Origin of the sequence: Citrobacter sp. Cb080 (assembly GCF_030334745.1) — a bacterium.
In the GTDB taxonomy this organism is placed as follows: Bacteria; Pseudomonadota; Gammaproteobacteria; order Enterobacterales; family Enterobacteriaceae; genus Citrobacter; species Citrobacter braakii.
Window position 1 is genome coordinate 15,103 of sequence record NZ_JAOWDG010000051.1, and the last position, 19,516, is coordinate 34,618.

Below are 19,516 nucleotides of genomic sequence, written 5' to 3' on the forward strand. Positions count from 1 at the left end.
ACCGACGACGTTGGGAATGCGCCGATCGATCTGTCTTCCGGAAGCCGTTCAAACGATACCTTACCAGAGCTGAAAGGAACCGGAATAGCCGGTTCTACAATCACCCTCTATGAGGGTTCCACGCCAATTGGCAGCACAACGGTTTTACCCGCCGGCACCTGGAGTATTCAACTCAGCCAACCGCTCAGTGAAGGCGCACACAATTTATCTGCTATCGCCACGGACGCTGCAGGCAACGCCAGCAATGCCGGGAACTTTACGCTGACGATTGATACCACCCCACCAGTTGCCCCGGTTATCAGCTCTGCAGAAGGTCTTATTGGGACAAATCTACAAACGCTGAGTAACGGCAGCAGTACCAAGAGCTCGAATCCCGAACTCTCCGGAACCGGCGAGCCCGGCGCGAAGATTACGATTTATGATAATGGCGGTTCTATTGGCACCGTCACCGTACAGCCAGACGGCACCTGGACATTTACCCCAACCTCACTCGCCGACGGGCCGCATAAATTTACCGCCACGGCGACTGACGTCGCGGGCAACACGGGGATCCCGTCGGCAAGCTTTACTCTGACAGTAGACAATACGCCTCCCGCACAACCAGCCGCGCCAATCATTACCGACGATGTGGCTCCGGTAACGGGTGTGGTCACTAATGGCAATACCAATGACACCACGCCAACCTTTAGCGGCACGGGGAACGTCGGGGATCTGATTACCCTCTATCTTGCCGGTACTCCCCCATTGCAGGGAACAACAACAGTAGGTGCAGACGGTAACTGGAGCTTCACTCCGTCAGCACCGGTTGCTCCTGGTAGTTATCAGGTAACTCTCACCGCAACCGATCCAGCAGGCAACGTCAGCCTGCCATCTAACGCCATAACACTGAACATCGACACGACGCCGTCTGCACCACCGGTGATCATCGCCGCCAACGATAATGTCGGTGATGTCACGGGCGACCTTGCGCCAGATGCCGTAACTGATGACACCACGCCAACCATTCGCGGTACTGGCACAGACGGGGATACCATCACCCTGTATAACGGGGGGACGGTAATCGGTACTACAACGGTGGCTGGCGGAACCTGGAGTATTACGCCAGGGACTGCGCTGGCGAACGGAAGCTACACGTTAAGCGCTACCGCAACCGATGCGGCAGGTAACATCAGCGACAATTCAAACAGTATTTCGTTTACGGTTAACAACACGAAGCTGACGTTGCCGCAGGTAACGGATATCCAGGATAACGTTGGAATCTTTACCGGTTCGCTAACCAGTGGCAGCGTCACGGACGATACCTCCCCGACCATTAGCGGGACCGGCACACCTGGCAGTACCGTGCTTATTTATGAGGGTAGTAATCCTGTTGCTACTGCCACCGTGGCCGCGAACGGCACCTGGAGTGTGGATGTTCCCCTCACGCCGAACGTCACTCACACACTGACGTTCGGCGCAGTGGATGCCGCAGGTAACTCACTGGCTGCAGATAACCCGCTGACGTTGATTGTCGATACCCAGCCGCCTGCAACGCCTACGGTTACCAGCGTAGATCCTAACGGGACGCTGGTAAGCGGTACGGCCGAAGAAGGCAGCACCGTGATTATTCGCAGCGGTAACACCATTCTCGGCCAGGGGGTGGCAGACGGTTCTGGTAACTTTGCTGTCACCATTTCGCCAGCGCAAACAACCGGTCAGGCGCTCAATGCCATCGCTCAGGACCCCGCCGGAAATCAAAGTGATCCGACAACGTTTAACGCCGCTACCTCCAGCGTTCCGCATCCACCGACTCTTGAGATCGTTGATGACATCGCGCCCATCATGGGGGTGATTGGCAACGGTAAAACCACCAACGACACCTTACCGCTGCTGCAAGGGACCGCCACTGCAGGGGCATCGGTGACTATCTATCAAAATGGCGCATTCATCGCCACGGTAACCGCCGATGCCGTGTCTGGCGCATGGAGTTATCAGCTACCCACTGCGCTGACTAACGGCATTACCTATAACTTCACGGTTTCACAAACGGTGGACGGTACCCCAAGTGGTCTGTCGCCCAACTACGCAATCACCATCGACACCACGCCCCCGCAGGTGCCAACTATCACCAGCATTATTGACGATATTGCCCCCGGCACCGGATCGTTGGATAAAGGGCAAATTACCAACGATTCACGCCCAACGTTTAACGGAACCGGCGAAGCGGGGGCAACCATCACCCTTTACGATAATGGCATCGCTTATGCCACTACCACGGTAAACAGCAACGGATTCTGGAGTTTTACCCCTACCGCTCCGCTGGGAGAAGGCGACCATATCTTTACCGCTCGCGCAACAGATGCCGCAGGCAACCAGGGAGATCCATCCGGTGATTTCCAGATCATTGTCGATACCCTGGTGCCGAATGCCCCCCTCTATTGTGACAGTCACGGACAACGTTGGTACAACCCAAATCCTAACCTCCGGGCAGTTGACCAACGATAATACTCCAACGCTTGCTGGCGTTACCGAGGCGGATTCGATTGTTACCATCCGCGATAACGGGGCGGTCATCGGCACAACCATCAGCGATGAAAACGGCAACTGGAGCTTTACGCCTGCGCCTGCTCTCGGTGAAGGCAGCCACTCGCTGACTGCCACCGTCACAGATGGCGCGGGCAATATCAGCCCGGCAACGCCGCCGTTTGTGGTTGTCGTCGACACGCAGCCGCCAGCGGCACCGACCATTACCTCCGTAATTGACGATCAGCCTGGCAATACAGCGCTGACCAACGGACAACTGACGAACGATGCGCAGCCTACGCTGAACGGCAAAGGCGAGATCGGCGCCATCATCACGATCCGTGATAACGGCGTCGCCATCGGTACAGCGCAGGTGGACGAGTCAGGCAACTGGCGCTTCACACCGGATGCACCGCTGGGACAGGGACAACATATATTCACCACCGTTGCCACCGATCAGGCAGGTAACTCCGGTGGGGTATCATCATCGTTTACTATTGAGCTGGACTCAGTTGCCCCGTCAATCCCGGTCATCAGCACAGTTCAGGACAGCACCGCACCGACAACAGGCCCGATAACCAACGGGCAGACCACGAATGAATCCCGTCCGGCCCTGAGCGGCACCGGTGAAATTGGCGCGACCATTACCGTCCTGAGCGATGGTCAGCCCATCGGCACCACCACCGTTGGGGCTAACGGCACCTGGAGCTTAACCCCAACGGATGCACTCAGTAACGGCCCGCATACGCTGACCGTCACCGCCACCGACAGCGCCGGTAATACCAGCCAGCCATCCAATAGCTTCACGCTTATCGTGGATACCGTGTTGCCTGGTACGCCAGCGATTACTCAAGTTGCAGATGATGTCGGCCCGCTGATCGGTAATCTGAACAACGGTCAGGCCACGAACGATCCACTCCCGACGCTAAGCGGCACGGCTGAAGCCAATGCCACGGTAAGAGTTTACGATAACGGATCGTTTATCGGCTTTACCTCAGCGGATGGCACGGGCGCCTGGAGCTTCACGCCAGGAACCGAGCTTGGCAACGGTAACCACGCGCTGACGGTGACAGCCACCGACGCTGCCGGAAACGTCAGCCTCACGTCCGCTGGATTTAACATCGTTGTTGATACCGTCGCCCCGCTTGCACCAACGATTATCCAGGCTTTTGATGACGTGCAGCCGGGAACCGGAACGCTGTCGAGCGGGGCCTTTACCAACGACACCCGTCCCGTACTCAACGGCTCGGCGGAAGCCGGTGCCCGGGTAGCCATTTACGATAATGGCACGCTGCTGGCAACGGTAACTGCGGCGATAGACGGCACCTGGGAATATCTGCCTGCCGCGCTGGGTAACGGTCAGCATGTGTTTACCGCTATCGCCACCGATGCCGCCGGAAACGTAAGTCCCACCTCCGGCGGGTTTATTATTAATGTCGACACCATTGCGCCATCCGCCCCGCTGCTGGTCTCAGTGGTGGATGATATCGCAGGCGGCGTGTTCAATGCGGCGCTCAACAACGGACAACTGACCAACGATGCGCGCCCGACGCTGAACGGTACCGCCGAGGCAGGCAGCACCGTCAGCATCTATGATGGAAGCACCCTGCTGGGTACGGCGCTGGTGCAAAGTAATAACAGTTGGTCGTTTACCCCAACTACGCCGCTGACGAATGGATCGCACACCTTCACCGTCACCGCGACTGATGCGGCGGGCAACACCAGCAGTGCGACGGCAGGCTTTAGCGTGGTGGTCGACACCACGGCGCCGACGCAGCCTTCAATCAGCAGCATTATTGACGACGTCGGGCCAAACACCGGGGCGATTGGCGCTAATCAGCCAACCAACGACGCACGCCCAACGTTAAACGGCACCACAGAAGCCAACGCGCGGGTCGATATTTACGATAACGGCAGCTTTGTCATCAGCGTGACAGCGGACGGCAGCGGCAACTGGAGTTACACCCCAACCACCGCGCTGGCACAAGGTACCCACTCCTTTACCATCACCGCAACGGACAGTGCGGGTAATACCAGTGGCATATCGTCTGCGGCAGCGATCGTGGTCGATACCGTCGCCCCGGGCATTCCTACAGGGCTGGCGGTAAACGCCAACGGTACCACGCTCACCGGCGTTGCCGAGCCAAACAGCACGGTCATTATTACCTCCAGCGGTGGAACGGTGCTCGGCACGGCAACCGCCAACGCCTCCGGTAATTTCACCTTCACGCTGAACCCACCGCAAATCAGTGGGCAAACGCTGCAGGTCAGCGCCCAGGATGCCGCAGGCAACATCGGCACGGCGGGTAACGTTCTGGCACCGTTTACCGGCGTACCGCCTGTACCAGTTATTGCCAGCGTTCTCGATGACGTCGGTACGATCACGGGGCCCGTCGCCCCCGGTAAAACCACCAATGATACGCTGCCAACGCTCAGCGGAACGGCGCAGGCTAACGCCATCGTCAGCCTGTACAACAACGGCGTGCTAATGGGCACCACGACCGCAGACGGTAACGGGATCTGGAGCTTTACCCCATCCGGGGCGCTCAGCGAAGGTAACCACGCGTTTACCGCCACTGCAACAAACGCCAACGGCGCAAGCGGGTTGTCCAGCTCGTTCAGCGTGATTGTGGACACCACGCCACCGACAGCACCAACGATACTGATCAGCGCCGATGGCGGCACCGTCAGCGGCGTCGCCGAAGCGGGAAGCACGGTCACTATCTCCCTGCCCGGCGGCACCAGCGTGACGGCAATAGCCAACAGCAGCGGTGTCTACAGCGTCAACCTGCCGGTTCGCCAGATTGAAGGCCAGTCGCTGTCCGCCACGGCGACCGATGCGGCGGGCAATACCTCATCGCCGACAAGCGCTATCGCACCGGTATTGCCACTGCTGGCTGAAGACAACGTCACCAGCCTGCCGCTGCAAACCGATGTTATCGTCAGCACCGATCATCAAAGCGATTATGGTTTCCTGCTGGTTAATGCGTTGGGGAATGTCGCCAACGTGCTGGGGAACGATACGGCAAGCGTTAATTTCAGCATCGCTTCTGGCGGCAGCGGGTCCATTACGATCAATGCCGCCGCGACCGGCGTGGTGCTGTCGCTGTTAAACACGCTTGAAGTCGTTATCCAGCGCTTTGACACCGGGCTGAATGCCTGGGTAACGGTGGTGGATACCGGGAAACCAGACTTCGCCAGCCTGCTCACCCTGGGCGCCTCGGGCGTAACGCTCAATTACAGCGGGCTGACTGGCGGTGATTACCGCGTGGTCAGCTACAACACCAACCTGCTGGCGACCGGGGCATACACCAGCCTTGATGTCTCAGTGGTAAAAGCCAGCGCAGGGACCATCATCGGCGGTACCACGGAATCCGGGAACATCATTACGGATACCGATCCCGCCAACGGGCAGGATAATGCGCCTTCCGGCACGCTGGTCACCGCCATCACCGACGGTAACGGCAACGTTGTGAATATCCCGGCGGGCGGCATTGATGTGCAAGGGAAATACGGTATTCTGCATATCAATCAGAACGGTAGCTACACCTATACCCTGACCAATACGTCAATCTCAGTGTATGGTCGTTCTGAAAGTTTCACCTACACGCTGACGCATGGCAGCGATCACTCCTCGGCAAAACTGGTGGTAACGCTCGGTCAGGCTCCAACCACCAGTACGGTAACCGCGGCAGACGATGTAGCTGCGCTGACTTACGGAACGCAAGTCATCGCGGTTGACCACTTGCCTTCACAACAAACTGGCTTCACGCTCGCCAACGTCGGACTGGGTAATGTGCTGGACGTCAGTCTGGTCAACGGTCTGACTAACCCGATTAAGTTCAACGTTGACGATGGCGCAACCCGCACGCTGACCGTACAGGCGAATGTTCTCGGCGTGACGCTTGGCGGCTTCGATCTCTATGTTTATCGCTTCAACGAGTCAATTCAGCAGTATGAGCAGTACCGGGTACAGCCAAACTGGGTCACTGCCCTACTGGGCGGAAGTTCTTCAGCGTATACCATTACGCTACCAGGTGGCGATTATCTGTTCCTGCTTAACGCCTCCGGCGGCCTGACGCTGCTGACCAGCTATACCCTGAATATTCAGGCCGATCACACCTACGCCGTCGACAGCCTGAGTGCGACAACCAATGGCAATCTGCTGGTCAACGACTCAGCTCCGGCCAATACCGTTATCACCGAAGTAAACGGTATTGTCGTTAACGGGACGGGCACTACCACTATTAATGGACAGTACGGCACGCTGACTATCGATGCGAAGGGGAACTACACCTACACGCTAAGAAGCGGACTGGGTGCAGACGGTATCAACACCCCGGACAGCTTCGTGTATAAGGTCAGAGCACCAAACGGCGATACCGGCAGCGCCTCGCTGAATATCAAACCAACGCCGCAGCCGCTGGACGCCGTAAATGACGTCAGCAGCACGATGGCGGTCACCACGCAGGCGGACACCTCCAGATTGTTTGCTGACAACAGCGTCGGGAACGCCAGTTGGAACGCCCAACTCCTTTCTCCCACCTCACAAAATGGCACTGGCGTCATTGAGGTCGCGACGGGAACGGCGGTGCAAAACGCCATACTGCATTTTAACGTTGCTTCAGGTCTGACGCTGGGCGGACTGACCGTCACCTGGGCGCTGTATGACAGCAACAACGTTAAGGTTGCCAGTAACTCATTCAACGGTGGATTGCTCATTGGCGGCAATATCGATATTGCCCTGGGGATCATGTTGCACCCCGGTAACTATCGACTCGACTACACCGGCAGCGTCGGGGCTTTAGGGCTGGGGAATATCACCATCACCCCTAGCGTGAAAGGCACGATAATCGACCTGCAGAACGTCGAAACGTCCGCGGCAAACAGCGTCGCCGGCAACATTTATGATGGGGACCATATTGCCAGCGTGCATACCTTGCTGACGGTGAGCGGCACGGGCGGTAGCACCGCCACGCTGGATCCGCTGAGCAGCACGACCAGCGCCATCATTAACGGGTTGTACGGCAAACTGACCATTGGCATTGATGGTCATTACACCTACGCCCTCAACAGCGATGTCTCACTTTCCACCATCCTCACCAAAGAGACATTTACTTACACCCTAAACGATCAGAATGGGCATACCGATACCGCTACGTTGACCATCAACATGAATCCGCAGGTTGTAAGCACCGTAGATGCCGATCGTTTTACCGGCAGTGTCTACGGCGATACGCTGATTTATCACCTGCTCAACGCCAACGACGCTACCGGTGGTAACGTTGGCAATGTTGGCGTTGGACCTACCGATACCTGGACCAACTTCTCGCTGGCCCAGGGTGACAAAATCGATATCGGCGACCTGCTGGTGGGCTGGAACGGGCAGAACGCTACGCTCGGCAACTACCTCACCGTGACCACCAGCGGTAACAACACGGTGATTGCCATCGACCGCGACGGTACGGGCAACACTTATCACTCAACCAATCTCATAACGCTGGAGAACGTACACACCACGCTCGATGAGCTGGTGCAACAAAATCACATTGTGCCCTGAAGCTAACGCATAACGTTAAAGCGCCATAACTACAGCCCCGGATGCCATGACGTCCGGGGCAATAACAGTCGTCGCTGCCGTATTTTGTAAGGGATAAACTATGAGAAATGTCGCGCCTGTTGCCTTACTGCTGGCATTAACGCTCTGTACCCTGCGGGTGAATGCCGAAGATGAACCGCAAATTATTACGCCGGAAGGCCTGGCCACCAGCCAGATGCTGCCCTCGCTGGACGGCGCGGTTGCCGATCTGCCGCTAAGCGCCGCCGCCCCCGGCAGCCTGACGCTCAACGACGCAGTGAGTCGCGCCGTGAGCTGGCATCCTTCTATTCGTGAATCCATCGGCAAACTGCTCTCACAAAATGAGCAGATCGACGTGGCGAAATCAAAATATTACCCGCAGGTTTCTGCCGGGATGAACAACGGTTACAGCAATACTTACACCGATCACGGCTTTAGCCCGGCCCTGGTTATTTCAGTGTCGCAAATGCTGTACGACTTCGGCAAAGTGGCAAGCCAGGTCCGTGCTGAAACCGCCGGATCCGCACAACAGCAGGCGAATGTGTTACTCAGTATTGATACCATCGCCCACGCAACCGCCAACGCGATAGTCCAGGTGCAGACGTGGCAGCAAATGGTGGACGCCGCCGAAGCGCAGCTCAGCGCCTTGAACGGTATTGGTCGGCTGACCCGTCAACGCAATGATGAAGGGGCAACCTCGCTATCCGACGTGGTGCAAACCGATGCGCGTATCGAGTCTGCACGTTCTCAGTTGGCGCAGTATCAGGCCAATCTCGACAGCAGCAAGGCAACGCTGATGAGCTTCCTCGGCTGGAATTCGCTTAACGGCATCAGCAACGAATTTCCGGTCAAACTGGACAGCAGTTGTGATGTGGTCAAACCGGACGATAAGCTGGTTCCTGCGGTGCTGGCGGCATGGGCGCAGGCGAATGTGGCCCAGGCAAATCTCGATTACGCCAACGCGCAGATGACGCCCACTATCTCCCTGGAGCCGTCGGTTCAGCACTATCTCAACGACAAATACCCCAGCCATGAGGTGCTCGACAAAACCCAGTACTCCACGTGGGTAAAAGTCGAGATGCCGCTGTATCAGGGGGGCGGACTTACCGCCAGACGCAACGCCGCCAGTCACGCGGTAGAGTCTGCACAGTTCTCCATCCAGCGTACCCGACTTGAAGTGCGGCAGAAATTACTGGAATCCCGCAGCCAGGCGATGAGCCTCGCCACTGCCCTGCAGATCCTGCGTCGCCAGCAACGGCTGAGTGAACAAACGCGCGAGCTTTATCAACAGCAGTATCTGGACCTCGGGTCACGCCCACTGCTCGATGTGCTTAACGCCGAGCAGGAGGTATATCAGGCCCGTTTTGCTGAACTCCAGACTCAAAACCAGCTGCGCCAGCTCCAGTTGAACTGCCTCTATAACACCGGATCGCTTCGCCAGGCGTTCGCCTTAAATAACCGCAGTATTCAATCGGTGGAGATAAAGCTATGAGCGACGTCGATACACATGCGGAAGATGCGATTGGCGAACACGCCCTGAGCCAGTGGGCGCAGGCAATGACGCATATTGCCAGCCACTATCGCGTTGCCTGTTCGCCCGGTGCAATCCAGGCCAACGCCCCGTGGTTTGCGGGAAAAAGCCGAGCTATGGCCCTGTCGCAGCTGGCGCGTCAGGCGGGGCTGTCATTTCATGCGCTGGATACCGCCACGCAGGCGTTCGGCCAGTGGCGTCTGCCGGTGGTGGCAGAACTGCGCGACGGCCAACTGATGGTGATAGAACATTTCAACGGTGAAGATGCGTTGGATGTTTTTATCATCGCCGAAGAGGGCCAGCGTAACCGACTCACAGTTGCAGAACTTCTGCCGGAGCTCGTGAGCATTACTGCGCTGCGCCCGCTGTCAGCGCTGAAGGACAGTCGGGTAGACCGCTATATTTCGCGCTTCAGGCCCGACTGGATGCGCGAACTGGTGTTACAGGACATCCGCCCTTACCTGCCGGTCATGGTTGCCGCCTTTCTGATTAACGTCCTGTCGCTTGCCGGGATTATCTTTTCGATGCAGGTCTATGATCGGGTGATCCCCGCCCAGTCTTATCCAACGCTGTATGTTCTCTCCACCGGCGTTCTGGTGGCGGTGCTGTTTGGCTTTTTGCTGCGCGAAGCGCGTACCCACATAATGGACCTGCTCGGCAAACGCGCTGATATGCGCATTTCCGATCGCGTGTTCAGCCACGCATTGCGGCTGCGCAACAGCGCCGTTCCCCGCTCGACGGGGAGCTTTATTTCTCAACTGCGCGAGCTGGAACAGGTTCGCGAGATGATCACCTCCTCGACCCTGTCGACGATTGTCGATCTACCGTTTTTCTTTTTGTTTATCGTGGTGCTGGCCTTTATCGCCCCGCCGCTGGCGTGGATAGCCCCCGTCGCGGCCCTGCTGATGATCCTGCCTGGTTTGCTGTTACAGAAGAAACTGGCGGTACTCGCCAACCAGGCAGCGCATGAATCCACCCTGCGCAACGCGGTGCTGGTCGAGAGCGTTCAGGGGCTGGAAGATATCAAGCTGATGCAGGCGGAAAACCGCTTTTTACAGCAGTGGAACAGCTACATCCGTATTACCGGAGAGTCCGGGCTGCGCACGCGCAAGCTGACTCAGGGGCTGATTGGCTGGGGCATGTCGGTACAAAGCCTGGTCTACGCCGCCATCATTATGTTCGGCGCGCCGATGGTCATTGAAGGCACAATGACCACCGGGGCGGTGGTGGCCGCGTCGATGCTCGGTTCCAGAATGATTGCCCCGATGGCGAACCTGTGCGGCGTGCTGGCCCGCTGGCAGCAGGTCAAGGCGGCGAAGATGGGGTTAGACAGCATCATGCAGCTTCCCACCGAAACGCAGTACGATGAAGACCGTGTGCATCAGGAGATTTTTCACGGCCATTATCTGTTTGAAAACGCGCACTTTCGCTACCACAGCGACGATCAACGCGTTCCGCTGCGCATCTCACGTCTGGAGGTCATGCCCGGCGAACGGGTGGCGATCCTCGGGCGTAACGGCGCCGGGAAATCAACGCTGCTACAGGCCATGGCGGGCGGCGTGGAGATTATCCAGGGCGATGTCCGACTCGATAACCTGAGCCTGGCGCAGATCGATATGGCCGATTTACGCCGCAATATCGGTTTTCTCAGTCAGAATGCGCGGATGTTTTTCGGCACCTTGCGCGAGAACCTGACCCTCGGCGCACCGCATGCCAGCGACGCGCAGATCTTCGAAGCGCTGGAGGTCAGCGGTGCGGCGGCTTTCGTTAAACAACTCGCCAAAGGACTGGCGCACCCCATTATGGAGGGCGGCAACGGTCTGTCCGGTGGACAACGGCAGTCGATCCTGCTGGCAAGAATGCTGCTGCGATCGCCCAATATCGTGCTGCTCGACGAACCCAGCGCCTCGCTGGATGAACATACCGAACGAGAGTTTATTCAGCGCCTGAACCAGTGGCTGGGCAACCGAACATTGATTGTCGCCACCCATCGCGTGCCGGTTCTGGAGCTGGTCGAGCGCGTAGTGGTGTTAAAAGAAGGTCAACTGGTCATGGATGCCCCGAAAGCGCAGGCGCTGAATGCGAGCCGGGCACCAGCCCCTACTCACGGTCGGGAGTGGAAAAATGAAAACCAATCCGCATGACGCTGCCATGGACGACCTCGATATCCGCCGCGAGCACCGTTTCTCCGGGGCCAGCCGCATTATTCTGCTCAGCACGCTGCTGTTTGCCGTCCTGGGTATCTGGGCGTATTTCGGCAAGCTGGATGAAGTCTCGACCGGCAGCGGGAAGGTAATCCCCAGCTCGCGCGAGCAGGTTTTGCAGTCGCTGGATGGCGGCATTCTCGCCGAGCTCACGGTACGCGAAGGAGATAAAGTACAGGCTAATCAGATTGTCGCGCGCCTCGACCCCACTCGCTCTGAGTCCAACGTTGGGGAGAGCGCCGCCCGCTATCGCGCCTCACTGGCTTCCAGCGCAAGGCTCAATGCCGAAGTTAACGATCTGCCGCTCGTGTTTCCCGCTTCACTACGCGCCTGGCCGGATCTCATCGCCTCCGAAACGCGCTTGTATAAAAGTCGCCGCGCGCAGCTCGCTGATTCTATGGCAGAACTGCAGGATGCGCTGGTCTCGGTAAATAAAGAGCTGGCCATAACCCAACGGCTGGAAAAAAGTGGTGCCGCCAGCCACGTTGAAGTGCTGCGCCTGCAACGACAAAAAAGCGATTTGGGATTAAAAATCACCGATCTGCGCTCACAATACTTCGTGCAGGCGCGGGAAGCGCTGTCAAAAGCCAATGCCGAAGTGGATATGCTGGCGGCTATTTTGAAAGGACGCGAGGATTCCGTCACCCGCCTGACCGTGCGCGCGCCGATGCGCGGTATTGTGAAAAACATCCAGGTCACTACCATTGGCGGCGTTATCCCGCCCAATGGCGAGATGATGGAGATTGTACCGCTGGACGATCATCTGCTGATAGAAACCCGCCTGTCTCCGCGCGATATCGCGTTCATCCACCCCGGCCAGCGGGCGCTGGTGAAGATAACCGCTTATGACTACGCGATTTACGGCGGTCTGGAAGGCGTAGTCGAAACTATTTCCCCGGACACTATTCAAGACAAAGTGAAACCGGAAATATTCTACTACCGCGTGTTTATCCGCACCCATCAGGACTTCTTACAAAACAAACTGGGACGCCATTTCTCCATCGTACCGGGAATGATTGCCACAGTGGATATAAAAACAGGTGAAAAAACCATCGTCGACTATTTAATCAAACCGTTTAATCGCGCAAAAGAAGCGCTGCGCGAGCGGTAAATCCTTGAGGATTAGGGGTTGCGGGGGCTGGTCACGCGTGTCACAAGTCTGTTATACTTGCTCTAACACATTGGGGCTGATTCTGGATTCGACGGGATTCGCGAAACCCAAGGTGCATGCCGAGGGGCGGTTGGCCTCGTAAAAAGCCGCAAAAAAATAGTCGCAAACGACGAAAACTACGCTTTAGCAGCTTAATAACCTGCTCTGAGCCCTCTCTCCCTAGCTTCCGCTCTTAAGACGGGGATCAAAGAGAGGTCAAACCCAAAAGAGATCGCGTGGAGGCCCTGCCTGGGGTTGAAGCGTTAAATCTAATCAGGCTAGTCTGGTAGTGGCGTGTCTGTCCGCAGGTGCCAGGCGAATGTAAAGACTGACTAAGCATGTAGTACCGAGGATGTAGGAATTTCGGACGCGGGTTCAACTCCCGCCAGCTCCACCAAATAATTATCCGGATACGTCCGGTGAAGTACAGAAAGCCCGCATGGCACAAGCCCTGCGGGCTTTTTTGTGTCTGCCGTTGTCCGAGAGCATCCGGCTAAATCCAGAGAAAATTGGTACACGTTTAGGTACACGCTATACTGTGGGCCATTAAACGTGTACCAATTATGGAAGGGATCCAGACATGGCGCGCATCACACGCCCCCTAACTAACAACGAAATCCTCAAAGCTAAACCCCGCGAAAAAGACTTCACTTTGCATGATGGTGACGGCCTGTTCTTACTCATCAAAACATCTGGTAAAAAGCTCTGGCGCTTCCGATACCAGCGTCCGGTAAGTAATAGCCGAACTAATCTGAGTCTCGGCTCATACCCTTCGCTTACGCTCGCAGCAGCTCGCCAGATACGCGACCAACATTTAGCTACGCTCGCGCAAGGGATGGATCCTCAACAGCAACAAGAGCAAGCGTCAGAGCAACGTCAGATGGAGCTGGATAGTATTTTCTCAACAGTGGCCGCCAACTGGTTCAAAATGAAAAGCAAAAGCGTCACAGAGGACTACGCGAAAGATATTTGGCGCTCTTTAGATAAGGACGTGTTCCCTGCTATAGGCGTTATACCCGTTCAGGAGATAAAGGCCAGAACGATTATTGAAGCATTAGAGCCAATCAAAGCGCGTGGTGCGCTGGAGACTGTTCGCCGTTTAGTGCAACGTGTAAACGAGATAATGATTTATGCAGTTAATACCGGTCTCATTGACGCCAATCCTGCCTCAGGCGTAGGTATGGCTTTTGAGAAACCCAAAAAGCAAAACATGCCAACACTGCGGCCTGAAGAATTGCCGAAGCTAATGCGTTCTTTGGTCATGTCAAACTTATCTGTTCCGACTCGCTGTCTGATTGAATGGCAACTCCTGACTCTCGTGCGTCCATCTGAAGCATCTGGTACTCGTTGGGAAGAGATCGACCTTGAGACCAGACTCTGGACGATTCCAGCCGAAAGGATGAAAGCGAAGCGTGAACACATCGTACCGCTTTCTCCTCAGGCATTAGAGATTCTGGAAGTGATGAAGCCTATAAGTAAGAATCGTGAATACGTTTTTCCAAGTCGTAACGATCCAAATCAACCAATGAATAGCCAGACTGCTAACGCTGCCTTAAAGCGGATTGGCTATGGTGGTAGGTTAGTTGCGCATGGTCTTCGCTCGATAGCAAGTACTGCATTAAATGAATCAGGCTTTAATTCTGACGTTATTGAATCTGCTCTGGCACATTGTGATAAAAACGAAGTTAGGCGCGCATACAACCGCTCCATTTATCTGCCGCAACGCACAAATCTTATGGATTGGTGGGGGAATTTTGTACGTTCTGTTTAAACTAACTTGCTTACTTTTTAACGCTGATCTAAGCTAACTCCATCTTTACGCGAAGGTTTATGTTACTTAAACCTAGTCGGGCGATTAGCCAGACATACAGTATTGAGGACACTTAGGGTTGCGCAAAAGCACTTCTCTAACGATCCTTGATCAGGAGCGTCAGAGAAGTCTTTTGCGCATCCTCTAGGTAAAGATTTAAACAAAGCGGATTTCCGCTTTGTTTTTTTATGGAGAGATTGAATTGAGTACGGCAAAGGGTAATGAAAGCTACGAAGATACACTCATTGATGAGTTCAGTTCTCTCTCGTACTCCAATTTTTCCCTTTACTTAACACCTCATAAAATTTTTATCTGTGGTGGAGATACAAACACTGGAAAGCTGATTCCGCAAAGTTTACGCGACAGGATAATTGCATTCTTTGAGGTTAATGAAGAACATGGTCTCTCAAAATCCTTCATAATGGCCGAAACATTCAAGGATTATTTCCGAGAAAACACATATTCAGATTTGTTTTCATTTGAGGATGATATTGCCAAACTATCCACACTTATAATCATTTGCTTAGAAAGCCCCGGTTCTCTTGTCGAATTAGGCATGTTTGCAAACATTAGCGACCCTAAAAAAATACTTATCTTCGCTCCAGATGAACATGTACAGGCTGAAGACTCATTTATTTACCTGGGTCCTTTATCATATTTAAAACGAAAAGATAAAGAGTCAGTGCATATCTTCCCATGGCCCAGCAACACAGAGATAAATTACCCAGACTTACCATTGGTAATAGAGTGCATAAAAAATAGACTTAAAACCGCAAGTAAAACAACTGCTTTTAATATATCTAACCCTGCACATATAGCATTATTAGTCTACGATATCATCCATACATTCTATCCAATAAAAGACTATGAAATTGAATTAGCATTAATAGCACTCAATATCGAAATAGATGAAAACGTCATAAAGAGACTGCTTTATTTATTACAATCAATGTCTATGATTGGCAAAAAGAAATATAGCAATATAACTTTTTACTACCCTCTGGAAAGTAAAAAAAGAGTTATACTTGGAAAAGATAAACTTGGACGAATAAAAGAATATAAGGCCATGAGAATAAGAGCCGTCACATCATTTGTTCTATCTGATGACGAGGCATCCAGAAAAAGAAAGCTTGCATTATCTGCAATTACAAAAATGCTTGAGGATGACGCCAAATGAGTATACTTAACCAGTTATCCGCCACATTATTCATGGATAAAGACTCGTTGAAAAGCTTTATCTCGACAGCCCCTCGCCGCTATAAGAAATATACCATACCAAAGAGAAGCGGTGATGGAGTTCGTATTATCGCTCAGCCATCTAAGCAAATTAAGTCTTTACAACGTTTTACTGCCAACCTGCTTTCTGAACATTTGAAAGTACATTATGCGGCTCATGCCTATGTTCCTGGTAAGGGTATAAAAACTAATGCCGCCGCACACAAAAATAGTCAATTCATATTAAAAATAGACTTCAAGGATTTCTTCCATTCTATTACACCTGATCTTTTCATTAAGACCCTCGAAGCCAATGGGGCTAATATATCAGAAGAAGATAGATTTATCATCGCCCATCTTTTATTCTGGAAACTAAGAGGCAATAGCCCTCTTAGATTAAGTATTGGAGCCCCAACATCCCCGTTAATATCTAACGCAATCATGTATTGTTTTGATGAGGAATTAACAAATTACTGCACTGACTTAAATGTAACTTACACACGTTACGCCGATGATTTGACCTTTTCATCATTTCATGGTTTAAGCTTAGCGACAATACAGCGCACAGTACAAACTCTATTAATAAAACATTACAACAGAAAAATCAGAATAAATAGAGATAAAACAATTTTTTGCAACAAAGCTATGAATAGAACCATTACTGGTGTAGTACTAAATAATAGCAATGAATTATCCTTAGGAAGAAAAAAGAAAAGGATGATTAGTTCTTTAGTACATAAATTTTCGTATAGTTTATTAAACCAAAAAGAGATTAATTATCTTAACGGCATATTGGGACATGCTTTTCATATAGAACCTCAATTCATTGAGCGTCTTCAAGTTAAATATGGGCATGACGTTATTGATAAGATTAAGCAGTCAATAACCTATGACGACATCACTTAACCCCCCAAAAGGGTATCATTAGCTTTTCGATACATATCATAATTTCTTTATCGCATCAGCTATTTGATGCGATAACTGCATTACATATACCAATCTCTTTAACATCCTGATATTCAAAAATATTTAAATGTAATTATCAGCGCGCAATGCTCTCCCCGCCACGCCTGCCCGCTTTATAGGGTAGTTTTCATGCAGGTGCATGAACCGGCTCAGGCCGCGCCGGTAATGGCGTGGTAGGGGAAATAAAATACGGGGATTTGCATGCAAAACCATGCACCGTATGGATGCATGGCTTTTTTCGGGAAAAATAGCGGAATTTTCGGGGATTTTTTCGCGTGCTACCGTGCGGCCAGTTCTGCACGTCGGCGGGTGTAAATCAGGTTCTGTGCCGGGGTGAATTTCTCGCGATTATCATCCCGCGAAACCGCATCAGGCCTGAATCCGATGGCCGTTAAAATATCGCTGTCCTGCGCGGAATAATTAATTTTTTCACCTGCGGCCAGCCATACCGACAGGGCTTCACGCAGATAATCAACCGAGTGCTGCATGGCGCTCTGTTTTACTGCGGGAAGCTGTTCGTTATACCCCATCAGCTCAGGTGCCAGCGTGGCGGCCAGCTCCGCGCCGTGCTGCTGCATAAAGTCATGGAGCCGGTTGCGGATGCTGATGTGCTGCACTTTCTCATGTGAGCGGATATAACGACCGGCGGCCTGATTAATCTCCCATTTTTTCACGTCGATATTGTCGCGCAAATCCTGCATTCTGCGCGGGATTTGTTCGTCACCGGCAAGGAGCTGTTCACGGTATTCCCGTTCAAGGTCTGCCAGTTCGGCTTTACGTTTCAGCCAGGTATTTTTGTTCGTCTGACAGGCCTCAAAGGCCTGCTGTATGGTCACAGTGGTCACGAGTCTCTCTCCTGATTAATGCCGGAACGGCGAGCTGTAGCAGCCCTGTACTTTACGCGGCGGCGGTGGCGTCACCGGTGCGGGGTCGGGTTTCTCCGGTGCGGCACGTATCACACCGTCAACAGACTCGATGGTGCGGAAAGTGGCCGAGCATTCGATATTGGTACACTGGTGATAACGCTGTTTGACGTTTTCCGACAGATACCGGCTGGTACGGACGTGCGCGGTCTTTTTGCAGAACGGGCAGTGAAACATAATTCAGCCCTCTGCCTGTTCGTGGTCTTTTGCGGCCAGTTCAGCGGCAAGCTTCATCCGTCTGGCTGGGCTTCTTAACAGCGCCATATCAACCCCGGTTATTACCGGGCGATTCATGCCGGTTACGGACAGGACCGGCTCCTGCTCCATATCAAAATGATACAGGGCTGACTGCAGATTCAGGGCATCACCCAGCTCACGGGTCACGGTCGCACGCGGCGAGGTTTCTCCGCTCATTTCCAGCGACCGTATACGCAACAGAAAGGCACGTAACAGTGCGGGGCTGATACCGGCCAGCGCCTTCTTCCACTCGCTGTTGGCGTAAGTGGTGAACGCTTTTTCATGGGCGCTGATATAAGCAGTACCGGAGGAGCATGCTCCAAGCATGGCGTGGCTTTTGTCTTTCTCCAGCTCGGTAATCAGACCGGTGAACTCATCAGCCAGTTCGCGGCTGGCGATACGTTTACTGTGTTCAGCTTTCAGTTCAGGAGTGAGGTTGCCGCGCAGGGTTCGAAAGCGGCTGCGCCAGTCCTGTTCGGCCTGTGCACTTTCACTGAGGGCGGTCTGTCGTTCCTGCTCACAACGCTGAATGGAAGCCTCAATGTCGCTGAGTTTACCCATGCTGGCCGTGTGTGCATCTTTTGCTTCGTTAAGTGCGGCCAGCGCACCGGCAATGCGTTGTTCCGCGCCTTCATCCTGTTTACTGATAACGGTCTGCATGGCTTTGATAATGAGTTCGGGTTTCATGTTCAGGTTCTCCGTGTGTTCAACCTGAAATGATTCTGACGCCTCCTGCACAACAACACGATTCATTGCCGTTGTCAGAATGCTGGCACAAACAGACCTTAAAAACCGGCTGGCCAGAGAAAGGTCGCAGGAAAACCTTACTCACCGTTTATTTTTTTACTTATAACTATTCACCACTGTTCACCTCAAATAAAAATATAAGTAATACAGTAAGTTAAATGGTGAACAGTTGAGGGTCTGACTGTTCACCGTCTGTTCACCACTGTTCACCCTCCTGTTTTGCTCTGGCTATAGCATTTAGACTTTATTTCGATTAAAAATAAAAAATATATAACTAAAAGCAATAAAAATTGCTGCATTGTAATGCAGTGATTTGCATATGTTTGCCAGCGTTTGCCTTTGTTTGCCAGAGCGAAAAGTCAATGTTTGTTTCCCCGAAAATCTCACATGACCTGAGGAAAAATATAGACATAATAAGGAGCTACCCGAAGCCGGACGGACACGACCGGCACTGTATGGACTTTGTGAGGTAGCCCGATGCACACCGCTTTTTCTTCCCCGTCTTCTGCCCCTGCCGCACCGCTGATGCCGGTTTCTGATACCGTTCACGAGCGCTTTATCCGTCTGCCCGAAGTGATGCATCTGTGCGGCCTGTCCCGCTCGACCATTTACGACCTCATCAGCCGGGAAGCCTTCCCGAAACAAATCTCCCT

Annotated in this window: 11 protein-coding genes, 1 other RNA gene and 1 pseudogene; 10 read left to right on the forward strand and 3 right to left on the reverse strand. The window is 53.4% G+C overall.

Translation table 11 applies throughout. The annotated features are described in order from the left end of the window. Nucleotides 1-9: 9 nt before the first annotated feature. The 9 genes and pseudogenes from OGV38_RS25090 to OGV38_RS09195 form a co-directional block, all read left to right on the forward strand. Nucleotides 10-2,484 (forward strand): annotated as a pseudogene (locus OGV38_RS25090) (Ig-like domain-containing protein); the annotation flags it as partial. Continuing rightward, complete coding sequence (locus tag OGV38_RS25095) at nt 2,405-8,062, forward strand: BapA/Bap/LapF family large adhesin (RefSeq protein WP_502874070.1); 5,658 nt, start codon at nt 2,405-2,407, stop codon at nt 8,060-8,062. The pseudogene OGV38_RS25090 and the gene OGV38_RS25095, both read left to right, overlap by 80 nt. A gap of 100 nt (nt 8,063-8,162) precedes the next feature. Then, complete coding sequence (locus OGV38_RS09165) at nt 8,163-9,572, forward strand: TolC family outer membrane protein (protein ID WP_286473210.1); 1,410 nt, start codon at nt 8,163-8,165, stop codon at nt 9,570-9,572. Further along, nucleotides 9,569-11,755: a type I secretion system permease/ATPase gene (locus OGV38_RS09170; protein WP_269517778.1), complete on the forward strand. Its 2,187-nt coding sequence runs from the start codon at nt 9,569-9,571 to the stop codon at nt 11,753-11,755. Before OGV38_RS09165 ends, OGV38_RS09170 begins: the two co-directional genes overlap by 4 nt. A gap of 7 nt (nt 11,756-11,762) precedes the next feature. After that, entirely contained in the window at nt 11,763-12,926 is a 1,164-nt protein-coding gene (locus tag OGV38_RS09175) for a beta-barrel domain-containing protein (protein WP_085951071.1), read from the forward strand. 72 nt (nt 12,927-12,998) lie between these two features. Beyond that, nucleotides 12,999-13,362, forward strand: a transfer-messenger RNA (tmRNA) gene (ssrA, locus tag OGV38_RS09180). Nucleotides 13,363-13,545: 183 nt separating this feature from the next. Further along, nucleotides 13,546-14,736 carry an integrase domain-containing protein gene (locus OGV38_RS09185; protein WP_112002485.1) on the forward strand — a complete coding sequence of 397 codons (1,191 nt, stop codon included), beginning with the start codon at nt 13,546-13,548 and terminating at the stop codon, nt 14,734-14,736. A 241-nt stretch (nt 14,737-14,977) separates the two neighbouring features. Continuing rightward, nucleotides 14,978-15,952, forward strand: coding sequence for a retron St85 family effector protein (locus OGV38_RS09190; RefSeq protein WP_112002484.1), 975 nt, complete (start codon nt 14,978-14,980; stop codon nt 15,950-15,952). Next, nucleotides 15,949-16,896 (forward strand): retron St85 family RNA-directed DNA polymerase, encoded by a 948-nt coding sequence (locus OGV38_RS09195; protein ID WP_112002483.1) that lies wholly within the window; start codon nt 15,949-15,951, stop codon nt 16,894-16,896. The genes OGV38_RS09190 and OGV38_RS09195 overlap by 4 nt, the downstream gene beginning before the upstream one ends. A 338-nt stretch (nt 16,897-17,234) precedes the next feature. Here OGV38_RS09195 and OGV38_RS09200 read toward each other — a convergent pair whose 3' ends face one another. From OGV38_RS09200 to sid, 3 genes are read right to left on the reverse strand one after another with little or no spacing between them, the layout of a single operon-like run. Then, nucleotides 17,235-17,801: a phage polarity suppression protein gene (locus tag OGV38_RS09200; protein ID WP_061357466.1), complete on the reverse strand. Its 567-nt coding sequence runs from the start codon at nt 17,799-17,801 to the stop codon at nt 17,235-17,237. A gap of 15 nt (nt 17,802-17,816) precedes the next feature. Next, nucleotides 17,817-18,056, reverse strand: coding sequence for an STY4826 family bacteriophage gene regulatory protein (locus tag OGV38_RS09205; protein ID WP_000468230.1), 240 nt, complete (start codon nt 18,054-18,056; stop codon nt 17,817-17,819). 3 nt (nt 18,057-18,059) lie between these two features. Then, nucleotides 18,060-18,803: a capsid size-determining scaffold Sid gene (gene sid, locus OGV38_RS09210; protein WP_061357474.1), complete on the reverse strand. Its 744-nt coding sequence runs from the start codon at nt 18,801-18,803 to the stop codon at nt 18,060-18,062. Nucleotides 18,804-19,340: 537 nt separating this feature from the next. Here sid and OGV38_RS09215 point away from each other — a divergent pair. Beyond that, nucleotides 19,341-19,516 (forward strand): helix-turn-helix transcriptional regulator (locus OGV38_RS09215; RefSeq protein ID WP_286473171.1); only part of this gene is annotated, 176 nt, incomplete at its 3' end.